The sequence below is a fragment of the Microcoleus sp. B3-D2 genome, from assembly GCF_036705345.1.
In the GTDB taxonomy this organism is placed as follows: domain Bacteria; phylum Cyanobacteriota; class Cyanobacteriia; order Cyanobacteriales; family Microcoleaceae; genus Microcoleus.
In genome coordinates this window covers 26,648-42,815 of record NZ_JAUBUG010000063.1, presented here as the reverse complement: position 1 = coordinate 42,815, position 16,168 = coordinate 26,648, and the positions used below count along the sequence as shown (strand labels likewise).

The following is a 16,168-nucleotide window of genomic DNA, read 5'->3' as shown; positions in this document are numbered from 1 at the left end:
GGGCGTGGAGGAAGCATAAGACTATCCCAGGATAGCAGCACCCAAAGAAGCGCTAACCCACCAGAATTTAAGCAATTGTCAATTTTTGATTGGCTTGAATAGATGGAATCCCCGTGCGTTCACGCCGGGGTGGATGTCAATAAATGTTGTTAATTCCATCGCTACTAAAACCGCGATCGCCAGTATTAAATAATCGCAAAAATCCACGCCCCAATCTAAAATTCCGAATAGCTCAGCAGCCGGACTATTTTTTCATCATCGTTCAATTCCCCGACAATTCGTCGCACGGGTTTCGGCCAGATTTTAATCAAAGTAGGAGTTGCTGAAATCTGATCTGCCTCAGCTTGGTCTGGATGTTTCAAAACATCAATTACTTTTAAAGTGTAGGGACGATCGAGGCATTGCTCTAAAAACTGGTGTAAAGTTTCGAGGGTGCGTTCGGTGCTGGGGTTGCTGCCGGAAACAAACAGACGCAAAACGTACCCTTGAGTTTGTGGCGGTGGGGTGAGTGCTGTTGGTTTGGGAAGCCGAGTCTGCTGCGATGGCGGAAAGCCCAAGGGAGTTACGATCGAACTGCTCCAGTCCGATCGAGCTTCGGGGCTGGCATACTGTACAACTAAGTCGTGATTTTCCCAAAGTTCGGGGAATTCTTCGTGATAAGTAGCGATTGCCATCGGTTCGCACATTTCTTCGCTCCGGGGATGCCACACTAAGTCGCCAGTCCCAAAAATGGCGTTCAGCAGCGTTTGATGTCGCAGCACGGGGGGGTAAGCCTCGGCAGCAACCCGCACCTGCCGATCGCCTGGATCGAGCCAGGAGTCAACGGTTGCCGTGTAGCAAGGTATCAGAAAATGCGGTGGTTCCGACAAACCGAGGATCTCCTGTAGAGCTACGCACAACTGCAAATGCCACCGAGTTTGCTTGTGGGGGTCTATGCAATAGATTAAGTCTCCCCCTGGTGTAAACAGCGCAATGCCTTTGAAAATTTCTGGCAAAATCGGGCGATCGACTTTCAATTCAGTACACCAATAACTGTTAACAGTTAACAGTTAACTGTTAACAGTTAACTGTTAACACTCAACCTTTAGACTCGACCTCGGAGCATCTGAGCCATTTCGTTCGGGAACGGCGAGTTCTCTACACAAAGTTCTTCAGTAATCCGACCTTCTTGATAAAGGCCGTAGAGCGACTTATTCATCGTCGTCATGCCTTCATAAGTATCTTTGATCATGATTTGATTGATTTCCTCATTCTGGCCCTTCAGAATGTATTCCTTAACCACGTCGGTATTGATCATAACGTCGTGGAAAGCAGCCCGCTTTCCGTCTGTGGTTTTGCACAGCAGTTGAGCAATAATCGCCACTAGGGATTCGGAAATTGAAACCCGAATGGCATCCTGTTCTTCCGCCCCAAACATATCAAGAATCCGGTTCAGGGTCTTAACAGCACTGTTGGTGTGCAGGGTTCCTGCAACTAAGTGACCGGTTTGAGACGCTTTGAGGGCGATTTCCACCGTCTCTCTGTCCCGAATTTCTCCTACTAGCAGCATATCCGGGTCTTGTCGCAGAGCGCCTTTGAGAGCGCTCATAAACTTGAGGGTGTGCCTGCCGACTTCCCGGTGCTTGATCAAGGATTTTTTGCTTTCGTGTACAAATTCTACCGGGTCTTCGATCGTGATGATGTTGTAGGCTTTATTCTTATTGATGTAGTCGATCATCGCGGCCAACGTGGTAGACTTACCCGAACCTGTCGGGCCTGTCACCAAAATCAGCCCTTTGTGGTAGCCACATATTTTCCTAAATACCTCCGGCAGTTTCAATTCCTCCAATGTCATTATTTTGGCAGGAATTAGCCGCAGCACCATTGCCGGGCCGGCCAAGGAGTCCATGCAACTGATCCGAATGCGGACGAACCCGAAGTCGAAAGCGCCGTCAAAGTCTAGGGTTTTTTGGAAAATTTCAATTTCTTCATCGCTCATGCACTCCCGCAACCAGCCAAAAAATGTATCTAAATCTGTTGGTGGATAGCCGATGTCGGCAATCTCGCCCCGGGTGCGGAAGCGGGGAACTTCGTTTACTCCGAGGTGAAGGTCGGATACTCCTTCATCTTTGGCTCGGATTACTAGCTCTTTCAAACTCGGAACTCCGCCGCTGCTAGAAATCGGGTTTTTAGGTGTGGCGAAGGATTGCGGCGGCGGTGCTGGTGCTGGTGCTGGTGCGGGCGGCGGTGCGGGCGGCATTCCTGCTGCTCTGGGGGGCATCCCTGGAGCTGGAGGGCGGGGTATTCCTGGCAGTGGGGGAGCTCCGGGTACGGGCGGGCGAGGAGCTGGCGGATGCTGCTGTGTCATATGCGCTACCTTAAGTTGGTGAGAAGGCTGACTCGAACAGATGATTTGTGGAAGTTGGACAATGCCGAGCGCCCGAAGAGCGTCTCTTGCACAAAAGCTTAACTGTTCTCCTCAGTCTATCGCAAGATCAGTTTCAACTGGTGCAATACAAAGGAAATATTCTGCCAATAGGAGGATGCGCTCACTCTTTATCTACGACCAAATAGGGATTTTCCACATTTTTGGATAAATTTTTTAATGGAAAGAGTTTTCCGCACTCAAACAGTATAAATTCCTACTTCATCCAATTATTAAGGACTTAAACCGATGAATTCTGTCGATCGGGCTTTTACTCCAGCTCTGGAGTTGGCGGAGTCGATCCGCACCCTGGAAGTGTCGCCTTTAGAAATTGTCAATCTCTACTTGGAACGGATCGATCGATTAAACCCTGAGCTGGGCAGTTATTTTACAGTAACGGCCGAGCGGGCGATCGCCCTAGCTAAATCTCAAACCGAAAAACTAGCTGGATTAAACAAGCCACAGGAATTGCCACCTTTTTTCGGAGTGCCGATCGCCATTAAAGACTTGACACCAGTTACCGGCGTTCCCTGTACCTACGGCACTCAGGCTTTGCTGGGTAACATCTCTGCCTACGACGAGTCAGTAGTATGGCGGATCAAAGCAGCGGGATTTAACATTCTGGGCAAAACAGCCACCTCTCAAATTGGCTCATTACCTTACACCGAACCAGAAGGCTTCCCACCGGCGCGCAATCCCTGGAATTTAGACTATACGCCCGGAGGTTCCAGCGGAGGCTCAGCGGCCGCTGTAGCAGCGGGTTTGTGTGCGATCGCCCAAGGTTCAGACGGCGGCGGTTCGATTCGAGGCCCAGCTTCCTGCTGCGGTTTAGTGGGCATTAAACCGTCGCGGGGGCGAGTTTCCTGGGCACCTGTCGGAGATTACCTCAGCGGCATTTCGGCCAACGGCCCCCTGGCGCGCACAGTAGCTGACGCCGCCGCACTTTTGGACGTGATGTCAGGCTACACAACAGGCGATCCGTACTGGCTACCCGATTCTAATCCGACGTTTTTAGAGGCTTCCACTCAAGAGTTAGGCAAGCTACGAATTGCGTTTTCTACGACTATTTCCCCTGTGGGCGAGGCTGCGCCTATCTGTCAGCAAGCGGTACTCGAAACCGTCAAGTTACTGACAGATTTGGGTCATGATGTCGAACCTGGATGCCCGGATTTTACGGGTTTAATCGAACCGTTTATCGCAGTTTGGCAGTCGGGGGCGGCTGCAAGTGGCATTCCCGGCCCGGCCTTGGAACCGATGAATCGCTGGCTGTTAGAAAGAACTATTTCGGCTGGGGAATATTTGCGGGCGGTGAATCAAATGCAGGTGATTTCACGGCGGATTGTGGGATTCTTTGAAAAATTTGATGTGTTAGTTTTGCCAACTTATATGCACTCGCCAATCCGGGTTGGGGAGTGGGCGGATTTGAGTTTTGAAGAAACTTTGCAGCGCATTATTAATTGGGTAGCTCCTTGTCCGCCGTTTAATGCTAGCGGTTTGCCTGCGATCGCACTGCCTGCCATTTTAGATACCAACGGTTTGCCCGTGGGAATTCAAATTATCGGGCGGCCGGCGGCGGAAGCCACTTTAATTGCTTTAGCCGCGCAGATGGAAGCGGCGAAACCTTTCCCCGTTTTAGATTTTAAATAGGGAATAGCAAGGGAAAAAAGCACGTTTCCCTTTTTTAGGAGTATGCAAAATCAGGACTTATACGCGGGGAACTAGAAACCCGGTTTTTTTCATAAATTATTCGTCATTAAACCCATATTTTACCAAGAAACCGGGTTTCTCCCGCCCAGTCCTCCTTATTAAGAATTACGCTGTAAAATTTTGATAATACCTCTTTAGATTGATAGATATTTTGATTATTTCATTTTAAATATGGTAGCAGTTCGCTGCCAATATTTAGGGTGAAATTTATGTTAACTTCCGGCCCGATTACCGCTCCCGTTCCCGTTTTTCTACTTCTTTTAGCAATCATGCTACTCGCGCCGCTGTTATTTGAGCGCTTGCGACTGCCGGGAATAGTCGGTTTAATTATTGCTGGCGTAATTGTCGGGCCCAACGGTCTCAATTTGCTGCAACGGGACGCTACTATTGTTTTGTTAGGTACTGTAGGATTGCTGTTTTTGATGTTCCTAGCAGGACTGGAAACTAGCCTCGACGACCTCAAACTCAATGCAGACAAAGCTGTCATATTTGGACTGGCTACTTTTTCGTTGCCGATGATATTGGGGACGGGAGCCATGCTGCTGTTGGGATATAGCTGGCTGGCTTCAATTTTAATTGCTTCTTGTTTCGCTACGCACACGCTTTTAGCGCTGCCAATTCTCACAAAATTGGGATTGATGCGAACTCAGACTATTACTGCGACTTTGGGCGGGACTTTAATTACGAATGTGTTGGGACTGTTGGTGCTGGCAATTGTTGTCAAAGCTTACAAAGGAAATCTCACTCTCGATTTTTGGCTGGTTCTCATTCCCTCTCTTGCTATCTACACTTTTGCTACTTTGTGGGGAGTTCCCAAAATCGGTCGCTGGTTTTTTAAGAAATTCGGACACGACGAAAATGCCGAATTTATATTTGTATTGGCTACCCTATTTCTAGTTTCTTACGCAGCAGAACTAATTGAAATTGAGGCAATTATTGGTGCATTTTTATCGGGAATTGCCATTACTCAAATTATTCCCAAAATGAGTCCGCTGATGAATCGGATTGAGTTTATTGGCAATACGTTGTTTGTGCCGTTTTTTCTGATTTCTGTGGGGATGTTAATTGACCCGCTAATTTTGGTAAAGCAGCCGAAGTCTTTGGGGGTGGCGGCGGTGATGATTTTAGCAGAGGTGGTGAGCAAGTTTTTGGCAGCTTGGCTACCGGGCAAATTATTTCGTTTTGAGTTTCCCAACATTATGGTAATGTTCGGCCTTTCTGGTGCTCAAGCTGCTTCTACTTTGGCTGCGATTACGGTTGCTTTTGAGATTAAATTGGTCGATCGCGTAACGGTGAACGGGATCATTGCCATGATTTTAGTAACTTGTGTTGCTTCTCCTTGGATTGTATCTCGGTGGGGTCAACAAATGCAGCAGCCGGGGTCGAGTTTGCCGGCGGCTAGTTCGGGAAAGAATTCATGGGGAGATCGAGTTTTAGTGCCTGTTGCTAATCCGAATACGGAAGATAATTTGCTGCGTTTGGCTTTGATATTAGCAAAAAGATATCAGGGAACTTTGCTGCCCCTGCATATTTTGTCCGATCGCGGGGAAGCAATTTCTCCGGCAGATAAAATGCAGCAAACTCAACTTTTGACGGCTGCGGAAACTGTGGCCCATGCGGCTGCTTGTGCGGTTGAACCGATCGCGAGGATAGATGATGCGATCGATCGCGGAATTCTGCGGAGTGCAACCGAACGCGAGGCTAGTTTAATAGTTTGCGGTTGGAAGGGATTTTCCACGACTCGCGACAATTTTTTTGGCACCATCATTGACAATGTGGTAAGGCGATCGCCCGTACCCGTACTGATTGCTCGATTTCCCGATCCTCTCCAGAATACAGCCAGAGTTATTTTGGCGGTAACTGACAGCGAGTTGACTCGGTTTGGATTTCCGGAAACTGTGGATATTGCTAAGAGTTTGGCAGAGGAACTTAAGGCGACTTTGCAAGTGGTGTTGGTGACGACACAACGGGAAAAAAGCAACAAAAGTGCGGCGGAGGTGGAAATTCTTTCTGAGATACCAGTAAATCGGGTGCGGGGAAATTTTACCAAGCTAGTTTCGCAGAATTTGTTAGAACACGATTTGCTGATTTTAACAACACTTTCTCAGCAACAGAAATTGTGGGAAAAACCGGGAACTCTCAAAGAACCGGAAGCTATCGCCCGGGTTCACCCAGATATTTCGATGCTTGTTGTTTATTTTCCTGTATCTTGAGGAAGACTTTAACCGCAGAGGATGTTATGAATCTGCATTCATCTGCGGTTAATGTTTGACGACTAAAGCCAAGTGGCAAATTAAACAAAGGTATGTAGTTGCGCTTGTGCGCTCTTAGCTTAGGAAAGAGCCCACAAGGGCAACTACATACCTAAAATTTAGCCCCCTATTTGTGACCATTTTGTAAGTCTTATATTTAATCCTAATCCAACGGAATTGCTAGCAAAATTTCCGCACCTTGGCGCGGTTCGGGAATACACTAGATCGCTCTTTTCACTCGCGAAGTTTGTATTTTTTGGAAGGTCGATTAAAAAATCCTTCAATCGATCATCATTAGCAGCCGCACAAGAAGTGCACTTAGGTACGGAATGTGCGATCGGCAAGTAAATATGCGTAGAGGCCTTGACGATCGCACCCCGATGCAGGCAATTTCTCGGCATCTAGGACAATTTCTCGGTATCTGGGAGAATTTTGAGAATATGGTGATCTATCCTCTCTAGTTCAATAAGGTAAAAATGAGCATCAGACCAAATTTCAGATGGTTTTCTTCAGTGGCGAGTGTTTTGGGTTCGATTTCGATTAATCCTTTCAGCGACACGACATCTCCTGTAAAAGCTGCAGAAACGGTTGTTGTCCGCAAAGGTATTTTAGAATCGTCAATATCGGTTGCGGATTTGCGCGAACTCGCAGAAACAGGAAAAGTCCCCGCCAGACTGCAAGCTTATGCCAATCTCCTGTCTGACGAACAGCGCAGTAAAATCTTTCGGGCGCTGCAAGCGAAAATTCCCCTAAATGTAGTCGGCCTGAGCAACTTGCTAAATACGGGCATCGGCACTGGCATCCTGACGGATTTGACTACAGTGATACCCAGGCGCGACGGTGGGGGTGTGGAAGCGCTGCGATCGGCTCTGCTGCTGGGAGCAAACGCGCCGGAAGGCTTATCGGTATTGAGTTTTATTGAATCTTATCCGAGCTCGCGGGTCGTGGTGGATCTCGATCGAGCTTTCACAGTTTTGGGAAATATGAACGCAAGTTTTTGGCAAACTCAGCGCTTTATGGAGGCGATCGCACCTCAGTTAGCACCGGTTAAACCCGCGTTTAACCTGCCTTTCGATCCAACCCAGCCCGGCCCTAATTCGGTGCAGGTACGGGCGCTAGATTTGAACGATAGCGCCCGCAATCGACATATTCCGGTTGATGTGTACTGGTCAGAAGCTGCGACAGCCGACAAACCGACGATCGTCTTTTCTCACGGGTTGGGTTCCGTCCGCACGGATTTGCGCTACTTAGCCGAGCATTTGGCGTCTCACGGCTATGTAGTAGCAGCTTTAGAACATCCGGGCAGCAACGAGACGAATACCAATGCTGCGATGGCGGGGAAGTGTCCCTTGCTAGCTCCTCAAGAGTTTTTAGACCGTCCCAAAGACATCAGTTTTGTACTCGACGAACTGACAAAATTGAACCAAACTGATGATAATTTGCAGGGAAAAATCGCGATCGACCCAGCCGTAATAATTGGCTATTCCTTCGGCGGCGCTACAGCCTTGTCCTTGGCCGGCGCCGAACTGCAATTGAGCGGACTCAAACAAAGGTGTCAGGGGGATTTGATTGGGTTCAGCTTGGGTGAAGGCATTCAGTGCGCGGCGGCCGGATTGCCCGAAGAACGGTATCAATTGCGGGATGCGAGGATTAAAAGGGCGATCGCCATGAATCCGATCGCATCATTACTATTTGGAGAAACTGGTTTAAGTGCAATTCAAATTCCTACCTTAATAGTAGCATCTTCAGCAGACAAAACAACTCCCGCCTTAGCCGAACAAATTGCCGGCTTTCCGAAAATTCCATCTCCTAAATGGCTAGTCGGTTTTGTAGGAGGAACCCACTTAAGCGTCAAAGATCCCAGTACAACTTTACACCAAGTTCGGAGGCCGAGCACAGTAATTACCGGCGATGAAGTTGTCGGCGACCAAGCTGTTAGCATACGCAATTATATTAAAGCTGTAAGTTTGGCTACCGTCGCTCAACTGACTGCTGAAGCTGACAAATATGCAGTCTTTCTAACACCAGAATACGCGCAATTTGCTTCTACATCGGCAATCCCGGTGCGGCTAGTAACAGAAATTTCCCCGGAAATTCATACAGTAGTGCAAACTTTTATTCAAGGGAATAAGTAGTAATTAGTCATTAGTCGTTAAGTAGGTAAGCGCCAAAAAACCATAGTATTTTTTTGAGTTCTCGACCCAGAACATAATTATGTAGGCTTCGCAGTCCGAACCTTACCACTATTAGTTATTAGCTAATAATCTGATGTCCGCTCGAACACCTATAATAAAGGTGTTTGTAGTGGTAGTTCGAGGGGACATCATATTGCGACTAGCAGGCTTTCCTGTTGGAGGCGACGCCCCTTACCCCCCAGGGCTCGATTTTCTTCTTAAGCTGTTTCTGATATATTTTGTCCGTGCAAGGGCAAAATATAACAAAGCGCTTTCACAAACTCTACTCCCAAACTGCGATGCCTAAAAAAAATCTTATCCCGCTATTGCTTCTGTTGGCAGCCCTGTTTACCCTTTACGGTGACACTTTAACTTTTCTCCCCAAACCTGTAAGAGATACTAGCGTGGCAAGCCGAAAGTTCTTCGTCGGGTTGTGGCCGAATTGGTTGAGGCCGAGAGATTTCAACGAGAAAAGGCAACAGGATATTGATAAATTGCAAAAAAGTCCTAGTCCCAGTCGATAGTTTTGAGCTACCAGCGAGAAACCCGGTTTCTCTAACAATACTTAGCCATTTTCTTGTAGGTTGGGTTAAGCGAAGCACAATCAAACATGACGATTTGAGATTGTAGATTTTAGATTTTTCCTCCAATCTCAAATCGATTAAACTTGAGATTTTAGATTTTCCTCAAAGCAGTAAGGTGTGCATTGCACACCCTACAGATAGAGGCTATGCCTCCAGGACTGTTTTAGATTGGTCTTCCCATCTAAAATCTAAAATCTAAAATCTAAAATTGACTAAGCCTGCTTTTTCAACCAGCTAAACATAGCTCGCAAATCTTTACCAACTTCTTCAATAGGATGTTCTGCTTCCTGACGGCGCATGGAGGTAAAGCCCGGTTTGCCGGCTTGGTTTTCGAGAACGAATTCGCGGGCAAATTGGCCGGATTGAATTTCGCTGAGAATTTTACGCATTTCGGCGCGGGTTTGATCCGTGACGATGCGGGGGCCGCGAGTTAAATCGCCGTATTCTGCGGTATTGGAGATGCTGTCGCGCATTTTGGCGAGGCCTCCTTCTACTACTAAGTCAACGATAAGTTTAACTTCGTGCAAACATTCAAAATAAGCTAATTCCGGTTGGTATCCGGCGTTAACTAAAGTTTCAAATCCAGCTTTAATTAATGCGCTCAAACCGCCGCACAAAACTACTTGTTCGCCAAAAAGATCCGTTTCTGTTTCTTCGCGGAAAGTGGTTTCCAGGATGCCGGCTCTGGTGCCGCCGATACCTTTAGCATAGGCCATTGCCCGATCGCGCGCTTGACCGGAAGCATCTTGATATACTGCAAACAAACTCGGAACGCCTTCCCCTTGTTCGTAAGTCCGCCGCACCAAGTGTCCGGGGCCTTTGGGGGCAACCATTACTACGTCTACATTGGCAGGGGGAACAACTTGGCCGAAGTGAATGTTAAAACCGTGAGCAAATGCTAAAACATTTCCTTCGGAAAGGTTCGGTTCAATTTGTTCTGTGTAAATAGTTTTTTGAACTTCATCGGGCAATAAAATCATGATGAAGTCAGCGGCGGCGGCTGCTTTGTCTACCGGGTGAACTGTTAAACCCGCGTCGGTTGCTTTGGCGGCAGATTTGCTACCGGGATACAAACCGACAACGACATTCATGCCACTGTCTTTGAGGTTGAGGGCGTGGGCGTGTCCTTGGGAACCGTAGCCGATGATGGCAATCGTTTTGTTGGCTAAGAGGTCTAGGTTCGCGTCGGTGTCGTAATACATACGGGCCATAATGCTTGTCTCCTGAGATGCAAATTGGGTGATTGACTGCAAAACTCTCATTTTATCAATGTAGGGTACTTTTTTTGCAGAAATTTTCAGGTTAAGATTTGGGGGAGGGAAAATTCAGGGCGATCGCGCTGAATTTCCCAGGGTTTCTCGCCGTGTCTGCGATCGTCAAATATAATTGTCAATAGCGTGCTGTGCATTTGAAAAAACCTCACATCTTGCACGATTCTCAAGAACAGGCAAGATGCCTGTTCCACAAAGAGTAAATTTTTTTGTGGAACAGGCATCTTGCCTGTTCATAAAAAGCTTATTTAAAATAGTGCAACATCTCAGAAAAACAAAACTAACTAACTTTATTCAGATGAAAATAAAAGCAATACATCATGTGGCGATTATTTGCTCGGATTACGAAGCCTCGAAAAAATTTTATGTAGAAGTATTGGGATGTTCCATTATCAAAGAAACTTTCCGAACCGAGAGGAATTCTTACAAACTAGATTTGCGAGTCGGAAACGGCGACACCATTGAGCTTTTTTCATTTCCCCACCCTCCTGAAAGAGTTAACAGTCCTGAAGCGTGCGGTTTGAGACATTTAGCTTTTGCAGTTGAGGACATAGAAGCATCAGTTGCTTACTTAAAATCTCAACGAGTAGAAGTAGAAAATATTCGCCTTGACGAGATTACCGAAAAACGATTTACATTTTTCAGAGATCCCGACAACTTACCGTTAGAAATTTATGAGATTTAGACCCACATCCCCATTTTAAAAAGCTTAGCAGAGAAGAGCAACAATGGACTCTATCATCAGAAACATAATCACGCTCGGATTGCCTACTTTAATGCTATTAATAGCGAGAGTAGCGACAGGTAAAACAGGTGACGCAGCCACTTGGTCGGCTTTGAGGAAAATCGGTGGTTCCTTTGGTATGCTAATCGGTTTAGGTGTGTTGGTGTTTGTAGGATTTGTTGCCAATTATTTTAGTTATTTTGTGGTAGATAGCTTGCTGGTGAGATTTTATCAAAAGCGGCGAGAGTTGGAACAGCCAGAAGAACTGGTAAGAGAAGTTGATAAATTGCCTATTACCAACGACCTTAAAATTAAGCTGAAATGGGCGTTACTGCACAGCAATAACCAAATTATTAGCTTGAAGCACGTAATTTTAAAATGGTTTATGCTTGCAGCAATTGTAAATGCACTCTTGTCAATAACAGGTTACTTGGGAGAATTTAACCTATTTTTTGAGTTAAGTTCTCATTTTAAACTACAATATCTGTTGGCTGGGTTACCAATTTTTATCTTCTTCGCTCTCGTGCGATCAAAAAAAATATGGTTGCTGGTGAGCGCATTTTGTATTATCCTTAACTTGGCGGAAATTGTTCCTTGGTATTTACCAGCGCCAGCCTTTGCGGGAGAGACTCCCGGACAAAACTTGCGGATTTTGCATTCAAATGTTTTAACGAATAACCGACGCTATTCAGACGTGATATCGCTGGTTAAAACAGAACAACCTGATATCGCGGTTTTTGTAGAAGTGAGCACAGTTTGGGCAAAAGAGTTAGCCGTCTTAAGCGAGATTTTTCCTTACTCTTCCAACCTGCAAGAATCCGAGAGATTTGGCAGTGCAATATACAGCAAGCTGCCTTTAGAAAATACTTCTGTTAAAGCCTTTTCAAAGCAAAGAAAGAGCTTGTTTGCAGATGTGAAATTTCAAGGTAAAATCATTTCTCTGATTCTTGTTCATCCGACTGTACCGATAAAACAGCAGAATTTTATCGATCGCAATAAACAGCTAGCAGGCATCGGCGAGTATGCAGCCCAAGTAAAAAATCCGCTGATTGTGGTTGGAGACTTCAATACCACAATGTGGTCGCCGTTCTACAAAAATATGGTAAAAACCGGAAATTTGCGAAATGCGCGATCGGGGTTTGGCATTTTACCGACTTGGCCGACTTTTATGCCCCTAGCTTATATTCCGATCGATCACTTTCTAGTCAGCAAAGAAATTGGTGTTTTAAAGATTCGTACTGGCCGCAATGTCGGTTCGGATCATTTGCCGTTAATTACAGATTTAGTCATTTGAAGGCAGGATTCGATATTTTCTAACAAATTATTGATTAACTGTATCTGATATTGCTGAATATTTGTCTGTAGCGGCTCTTTGCTGTCTTGAAAACAGATAACTTTTCCGGCGATTTCCTTGTAGTGTTGCAGCATGGAAAAAGTATCGGTGCTGAAGCGGGCGAGATAGTTTTTAGCAGCCTCGCTGCAAATTTCCCTTACTTGATTTAGATATGCTTCTGACGATTCAGGCGGCTTTTCATAGCCAGTTCTTTTATTCAAAATATAGCTAGCACCGCCGACAACTGCGGCTCCCACAGGCCCGCCCAACAGCCAACCTAAGCCGGTTGCGATCGCCACGGGAGCCACTTCGCCCTCGATCGACTTTTGAGCTGGAGGTGGCGGCGGCTCTGGTAAGGTGACTTGTGGGGATGGAGGAAACGAAATCAAAAGTGCGATCGGCTGTTCTTTCTCAAAGAATTCGCAAGCTTTATTTACCCATTCTGCGATCGTTTGCTGCTGATGTAACGCCTCTCGCTGAAATTTTAGCTTCCACGCATCAAAACTTCCTTCCTGAAGCGACAGCGCCATTTCCGATTGATACCGCTGCAAAAGTGTGGGCTGGTAAAGCCAACTCTCGAAGTCAGAAACGCTGGCTAAAAACCCTTTTGATATCAGTTTTTCAGCTTTTTGTTTAATTTCAATTTTGTCTTTGTGCTTTTTTTGAGCTGCGGCTATTTCTGCAGCGACAGTTTCAGCTTTGGCTCGGAGAGATTGGCAAATTTTAGTAGCTATAGCTTCTATTCTGGGCAACTTAACTGCTAGTTGTTCCTGTTGAGCTGCCACAATACTTTGCAAAGCCGATTCAAACGTGGCAATTCCTGTAGTTTGGGCGGCAGCCACATCTCCTTTCAACCTCGCCCTCAAAGCCGGCAAAGCATCGACGCGGTAGATATTGCTGATATTGTTCGGCAAGTTCGAGCGAAAACTTTCGGCAACAAACAACAAGCGATTGTAAACTTGTTTTTGTTCGTCTGGTTCGAGTAGATTGAGAAAATTGGCAACAAAGACTACAGTGTTGATGTGGCGATCGCTCAACCAATCTCTTAAGTTCTCGCGTTCCCCTAAAGTCATCAATTTGCGAGCATCTAAAACCTGCACAACCAAATCAGCAGTTAGCAATTTATCCCGAACCAAATTATCCTGTTCTTCCCGATCGTTGGTTCCCGGCAAATCTAGCAATTCCACACCTGTTTTCAGGAAAGGGTGGGGACAGTAAACATTAACAGCGGCCACATCATCCCGCATTTGTCTGGCGTCGTCAAGGATGGCGTAGCGTTTCAAAACATCAGTCCCCGGTTCGCTAACTTCCGTGCCGTCTTTCAGGGTAATTTTGGCGCGCAATTCCTCGCCGTAGTTGACATAAATGGCAGCACCTGTAGTGGGCACTAGGTCGATCGGCAAAGCCCGATTTCCCAGCAAAGCATTGAGCAAAGTTGACTTGCCGTAATTAAACGGGCCAAAGACAGCAATTTGAAAAGTTGGTTTGGCGAGATAGTCGCAGATTGAGGTGGTATCTCGATACAGTTGGGAGTTTTTGTCAAGTTCGAGAATACCCAGTGCTGATTTGAGATTGTGGGTCAGGTTTTGATAAATTTCGGGTTGTTGCATATTGCTGTTTTATTTCATTTAGCGGATGCTAGGAAACCTTGATATAGCGATTCAATACTCTGCGACTCGGCAGAAACATCAGCCTCCAATTTTTTCAACCGCTCAGATTCAGCCTGACAATTAATCTCGCGAGATTCCTTTTGTTCCAGCAAATTATCTAACTCAGCTTTCCGAGAATTAATATCCGCATTCATGCGATCGCCCACTTCCCGCCCGTAAACATCAAAACACTCTTTAACAGCATCGTGAATCGGCTGCCACTGCTCTTGAGCCACCTGCGGCAGATATTTCACCAGCTCTTTTTTCGCCGCTTTTACCAACTGTTTGCGAGCTCCGTCTGCTTGCAAAACCCCAACACCGATTCCCAATAAAGCCAATGACAGCGGTCCCAAAACAACCCCCGTCAAACTAGCAAAAATCGTACTGACGCTCAACACAGTGATTAAATTAAGCAGGATATTTTTCCAATCAAAACCCGCTCCTGCCATTGCTACGCCCGCCAGATTTCCGGTCGTTAACGAGAACAATCCCATCGCCCATTTTGCCCAAGCGGGCGAGTTATCTTCGGTTGAGTTGCTGACTGCTGCTGGTATTTTTTGCCCAGTCAGTTTTTCTGTAATTTTTTCAGTCACTTTCGTGTAAGAGGCTCCGTAATTGGCCGCACTTTTCGATAGCTGTGAAAAGGCTGAATTCATCTCTTGTTCTGCTGTGAGAGTCCAAGCTGCTAATTTGTCGTTGATGTACTGCTCTAATGCTCGTTTGAGCGATGCTTCAAAGGCTTCTCGCTTGCCTTGGCTGAAGAAATCCAGAAAATTCAGATCCGGTTGATACCGCAAAAAATCTGTTTCAAAGGTATTTTCTAAGTTAAGAACGTAGGCGCGGAAAAAATCTGCGATCGCCCGCGATTTACTATCTCTAACTTCGATAATTTCCTGTTGAAATTCATCGCGAATTTGAGTCAGTTTTTTAAACTCTGGCTCAACAGAATTAATCTTTTCCTTCAACTCATTGACATCGCGAGCGAGTAATGGTATTCTTCGCCCAACAGCTTCGCGGACGCGAGCAGAAATTTGACGCGCCAAAGTCCTCGCCGGACGCAATTCCGAAATCGCCCTTTCCTGCGTCAAAAACGTATTCAGTGCCGCCATAAACTCGGGAAAACCAGTTCCTGTCAAATCCGCATCCGGGTTTTTGAGCCGCAACCTGAGCGCTTTAAGTGAGGTAATTGCAAACACTCGCTCGTCGTAAATATCGTGTCCTTCTGTTAAACAATATTCACCTAAATTAGCTTGAAAAACCCGCCGCAGTTTCCCTTCTGCTTCTGCCAATTCTTCAGGATCGTCCGGGTCAATCAAACTTTCCCGCACCTGATCCCAAGCATTTATCAGAAAGAAAACGCTCAATCCGCGATTTTTGATGTAATTTTCTAGATACCGTCTTTCGCCCATTGTGCAAGGCTGAGTTGCCCTGAGTACAAACAAAATAGCGTGGCAGTTGTTGATGTAACCGAGAGATAATTCGTTGCGGGCTTCTGTATCGTTCAGTCCGGGGCTGTCTACTATTTCTATGCCTTTTTCCAGCAAAGGTAAGGGATATTCTACTACGGCGCAGTCGATATCTGGAAATGCTGGTTTCTTTTCTGATTCTAGGCGTTTAGCCTCAGCGGGGTCAATTGTGTAGTTCTGTTTGAAACTTTTAAAATCGAGCTGTTTGGGGCTTTTGCCGTCATTGAAATAAACGGTAACATTTTTTTCGGAACCGTAGCGCAAAATCGTCAGCAAAGCTGTACAGGGATTTACATCGCTGGGCAGTAAGTTTTCGCCGATTAAGGCATTGAGAAAAGTGCTTTTTCCGCGTTTCATGTCGCCTAACACTAGCAGCCGAAAAACTCCTTGGCGCAAGTTTTTACTGGCGACATCAATGTCAGCGTTGTCTGTTTCTAAACCTAGTTTTCCCGATGCTTCTCCTCCTGCTAATTCTGATTGATTGATGGCTGTGGCGATGTTGCTGAGGCGATCGGCAATTTCTCGGCGGACTGCGGCTACTCGCTCTAAATCGTTGAGAAAGTTGCTAGTTTCTACTTTAAGGCTCATGGCTGTTTCCTGATAG

General features: G+C 46.2%; 11 protein-coding genes. 5 read left to right on the top strand and 6 right to left on the bottom strand.

Features of this window, described 5'->3' with window-relative positions; translation table 11 throughout:
- Positions 1-215: 215 nt before the first annotated feature.
- Both QUB14_RS21660 and QUB14_RS21655 read right to left on the bottom strand, forming a co-directional pair.
- Positions 216-1,016 carry a circadian clock KaiB family protein gene (locus QUB14_RS21660; RefSeq protein WP_190739167.1) on the bottom strand — a complete coding sequence of 267 codons (801 nt, stop codon included), beginning with the start codon at positions 1,014-1,016 and terminating at the stop codon, positions 216-218.
- A gap of 68 nt (positions 1,017-1,084) precedes the next feature.
- Positions 1,085-2,347, bottom strand: a complete 1,263-nt coding sequence (locus QUB14_RS21655; protein WP_333219104.1) for a type IV pilus twitching motility protein PilT — start codon at positions 2,345-2,347, stop codon at positions 1,085-1,087.
- A gap of 306 nt (positions 2,348-2,653) precedes the next feature.
- Here QUB14_RS21655 and QUB14_RS21650 point away from each other — a divergent pair, with 306 nt between their 5' ends.
- The 3 genes from QUB14_RS21650 to QUB14_RS21640 all read left to right on the top strand — a co-directional run bounded on the left by QUB14_RS21650 (position 2,654) and on the right by QUB14_RS21640 (position 8,498).
- Positions 2,654-4,051, top strand: a complete 1,398-nt coding sequence (locus QUB14_RS21650) for an amidase (protein ID WP_333219102.1) — start codon at positions 2,654-2,656, stop codon at positions 4,049-4,051.
- A 269-nt stretch (positions 4,052-4,320) separates the two neighbouring features.
- Positions 4,321-6,324: a cation:proton antiporter domain-containing protein gene (locus QUB14_RS21645; RefSeq protein WP_333219109.1), complete on the top strand. Its 2,004-nt coding sequence runs from the start codon at positions 4,321-4,323 to the stop codon at positions 6,322-6,324.
- A 515-nt stretch (positions 6,325-6,839) separates the two neighbouring features.
- Complete coding sequence (locus QUB14_RS21640) at positions 6,840-8,498, top strand: alpha/beta hydrolase (protein WP_333219101.1); 1,659 nt, start codon at positions 6,840-6,842, stop codon at positions 8,496-8,498.
- Between the two features lie 835 nt (positions 8,499-9,333).
- Here the strand turns inward: QUB14_RS21640 and ilvC are convergent.
- Entirely contained in the window at positions 9,334-10,383 is a 1,050-nt protein-coding gene (ilvC, locus tag QUB14_RS21635; RefSeq protein WP_333219099.1) for a ketol-acid reductoisomerase, read from the bottom strand.
- 35 nt (positions 10,384-10,418) lie between these two features.
- Positions 10,419-10,616 (bottom strand): hypothetical protein, encoded by a 198-nt coding sequence (locus tag QUB14_RS21630; protein WP_333219098.1) that lies wholly within the window; start codon positions 10,614-10,616, stop codon positions 10,419-10,421.
- A 74-nt stretch (positions 10,617-10,690) separates the two neighbouring features.
- Here QUB14_RS21630 and gloA2 point away from each other — a divergent pair, with 74 nt between their 5' ends.
- A complete protein-coding gene (gene gloA2 / locus QUB14_RS21625) occupies positions 10,691-11,077 on the top strand; it encodes an SMU1112c/YaeR family gloxylase I-like metalloprotein (RefSeq protein WP_333219096.1) in 387 nt (128 codons plus the stop codon).
- 43 nt (positions 11,078-11,120) lie between these two features.
- Positions 11,121-12,410 (top strand): endonuclease/exonuclease/phosphatase family protein, encoded by a 1,290-nt coding sequence (locus tag QUB14_RS21620; protein ID WP_333219094.1) that lies wholly within the window; start codon positions 11,121-11,123, stop codon positions 12,408-12,410.
- Here QUB14_RS21620 and QUB14_RS21615 read toward each other — a convergent pair.
- The gene (locus QUB14_RS21615; RefSeq protein WP_333219093.1) at positions 12,377-14,059 is read right to left on the bottom strand and encodes a dynamin family protein; all 1,683 of its coding nucleotides are present in this window, start codon (positions 14,057-14,059) and stop codon (positions 12,377-12,379) included. The genes QUB14_RS21620 and QUB14_RS21615 overlap by 34 nt on opposite strands.
- 14 nt (positions 14,060-14,073) lie before the next feature.
- Positions 14,074-16,152 carry a dynamin family protein gene (locus QUB14_RS21610; protein ID WP_333219091.1) on the bottom strand — a complete coding sequence of 693 codons (2,079 nt, stop codon included), beginning with the start codon at positions 16,150-16,152 and terminating at the stop codon, positions 14,074-14,076.
- Positions 16,153-16,168: the final 16 nt, after the last annotated feature.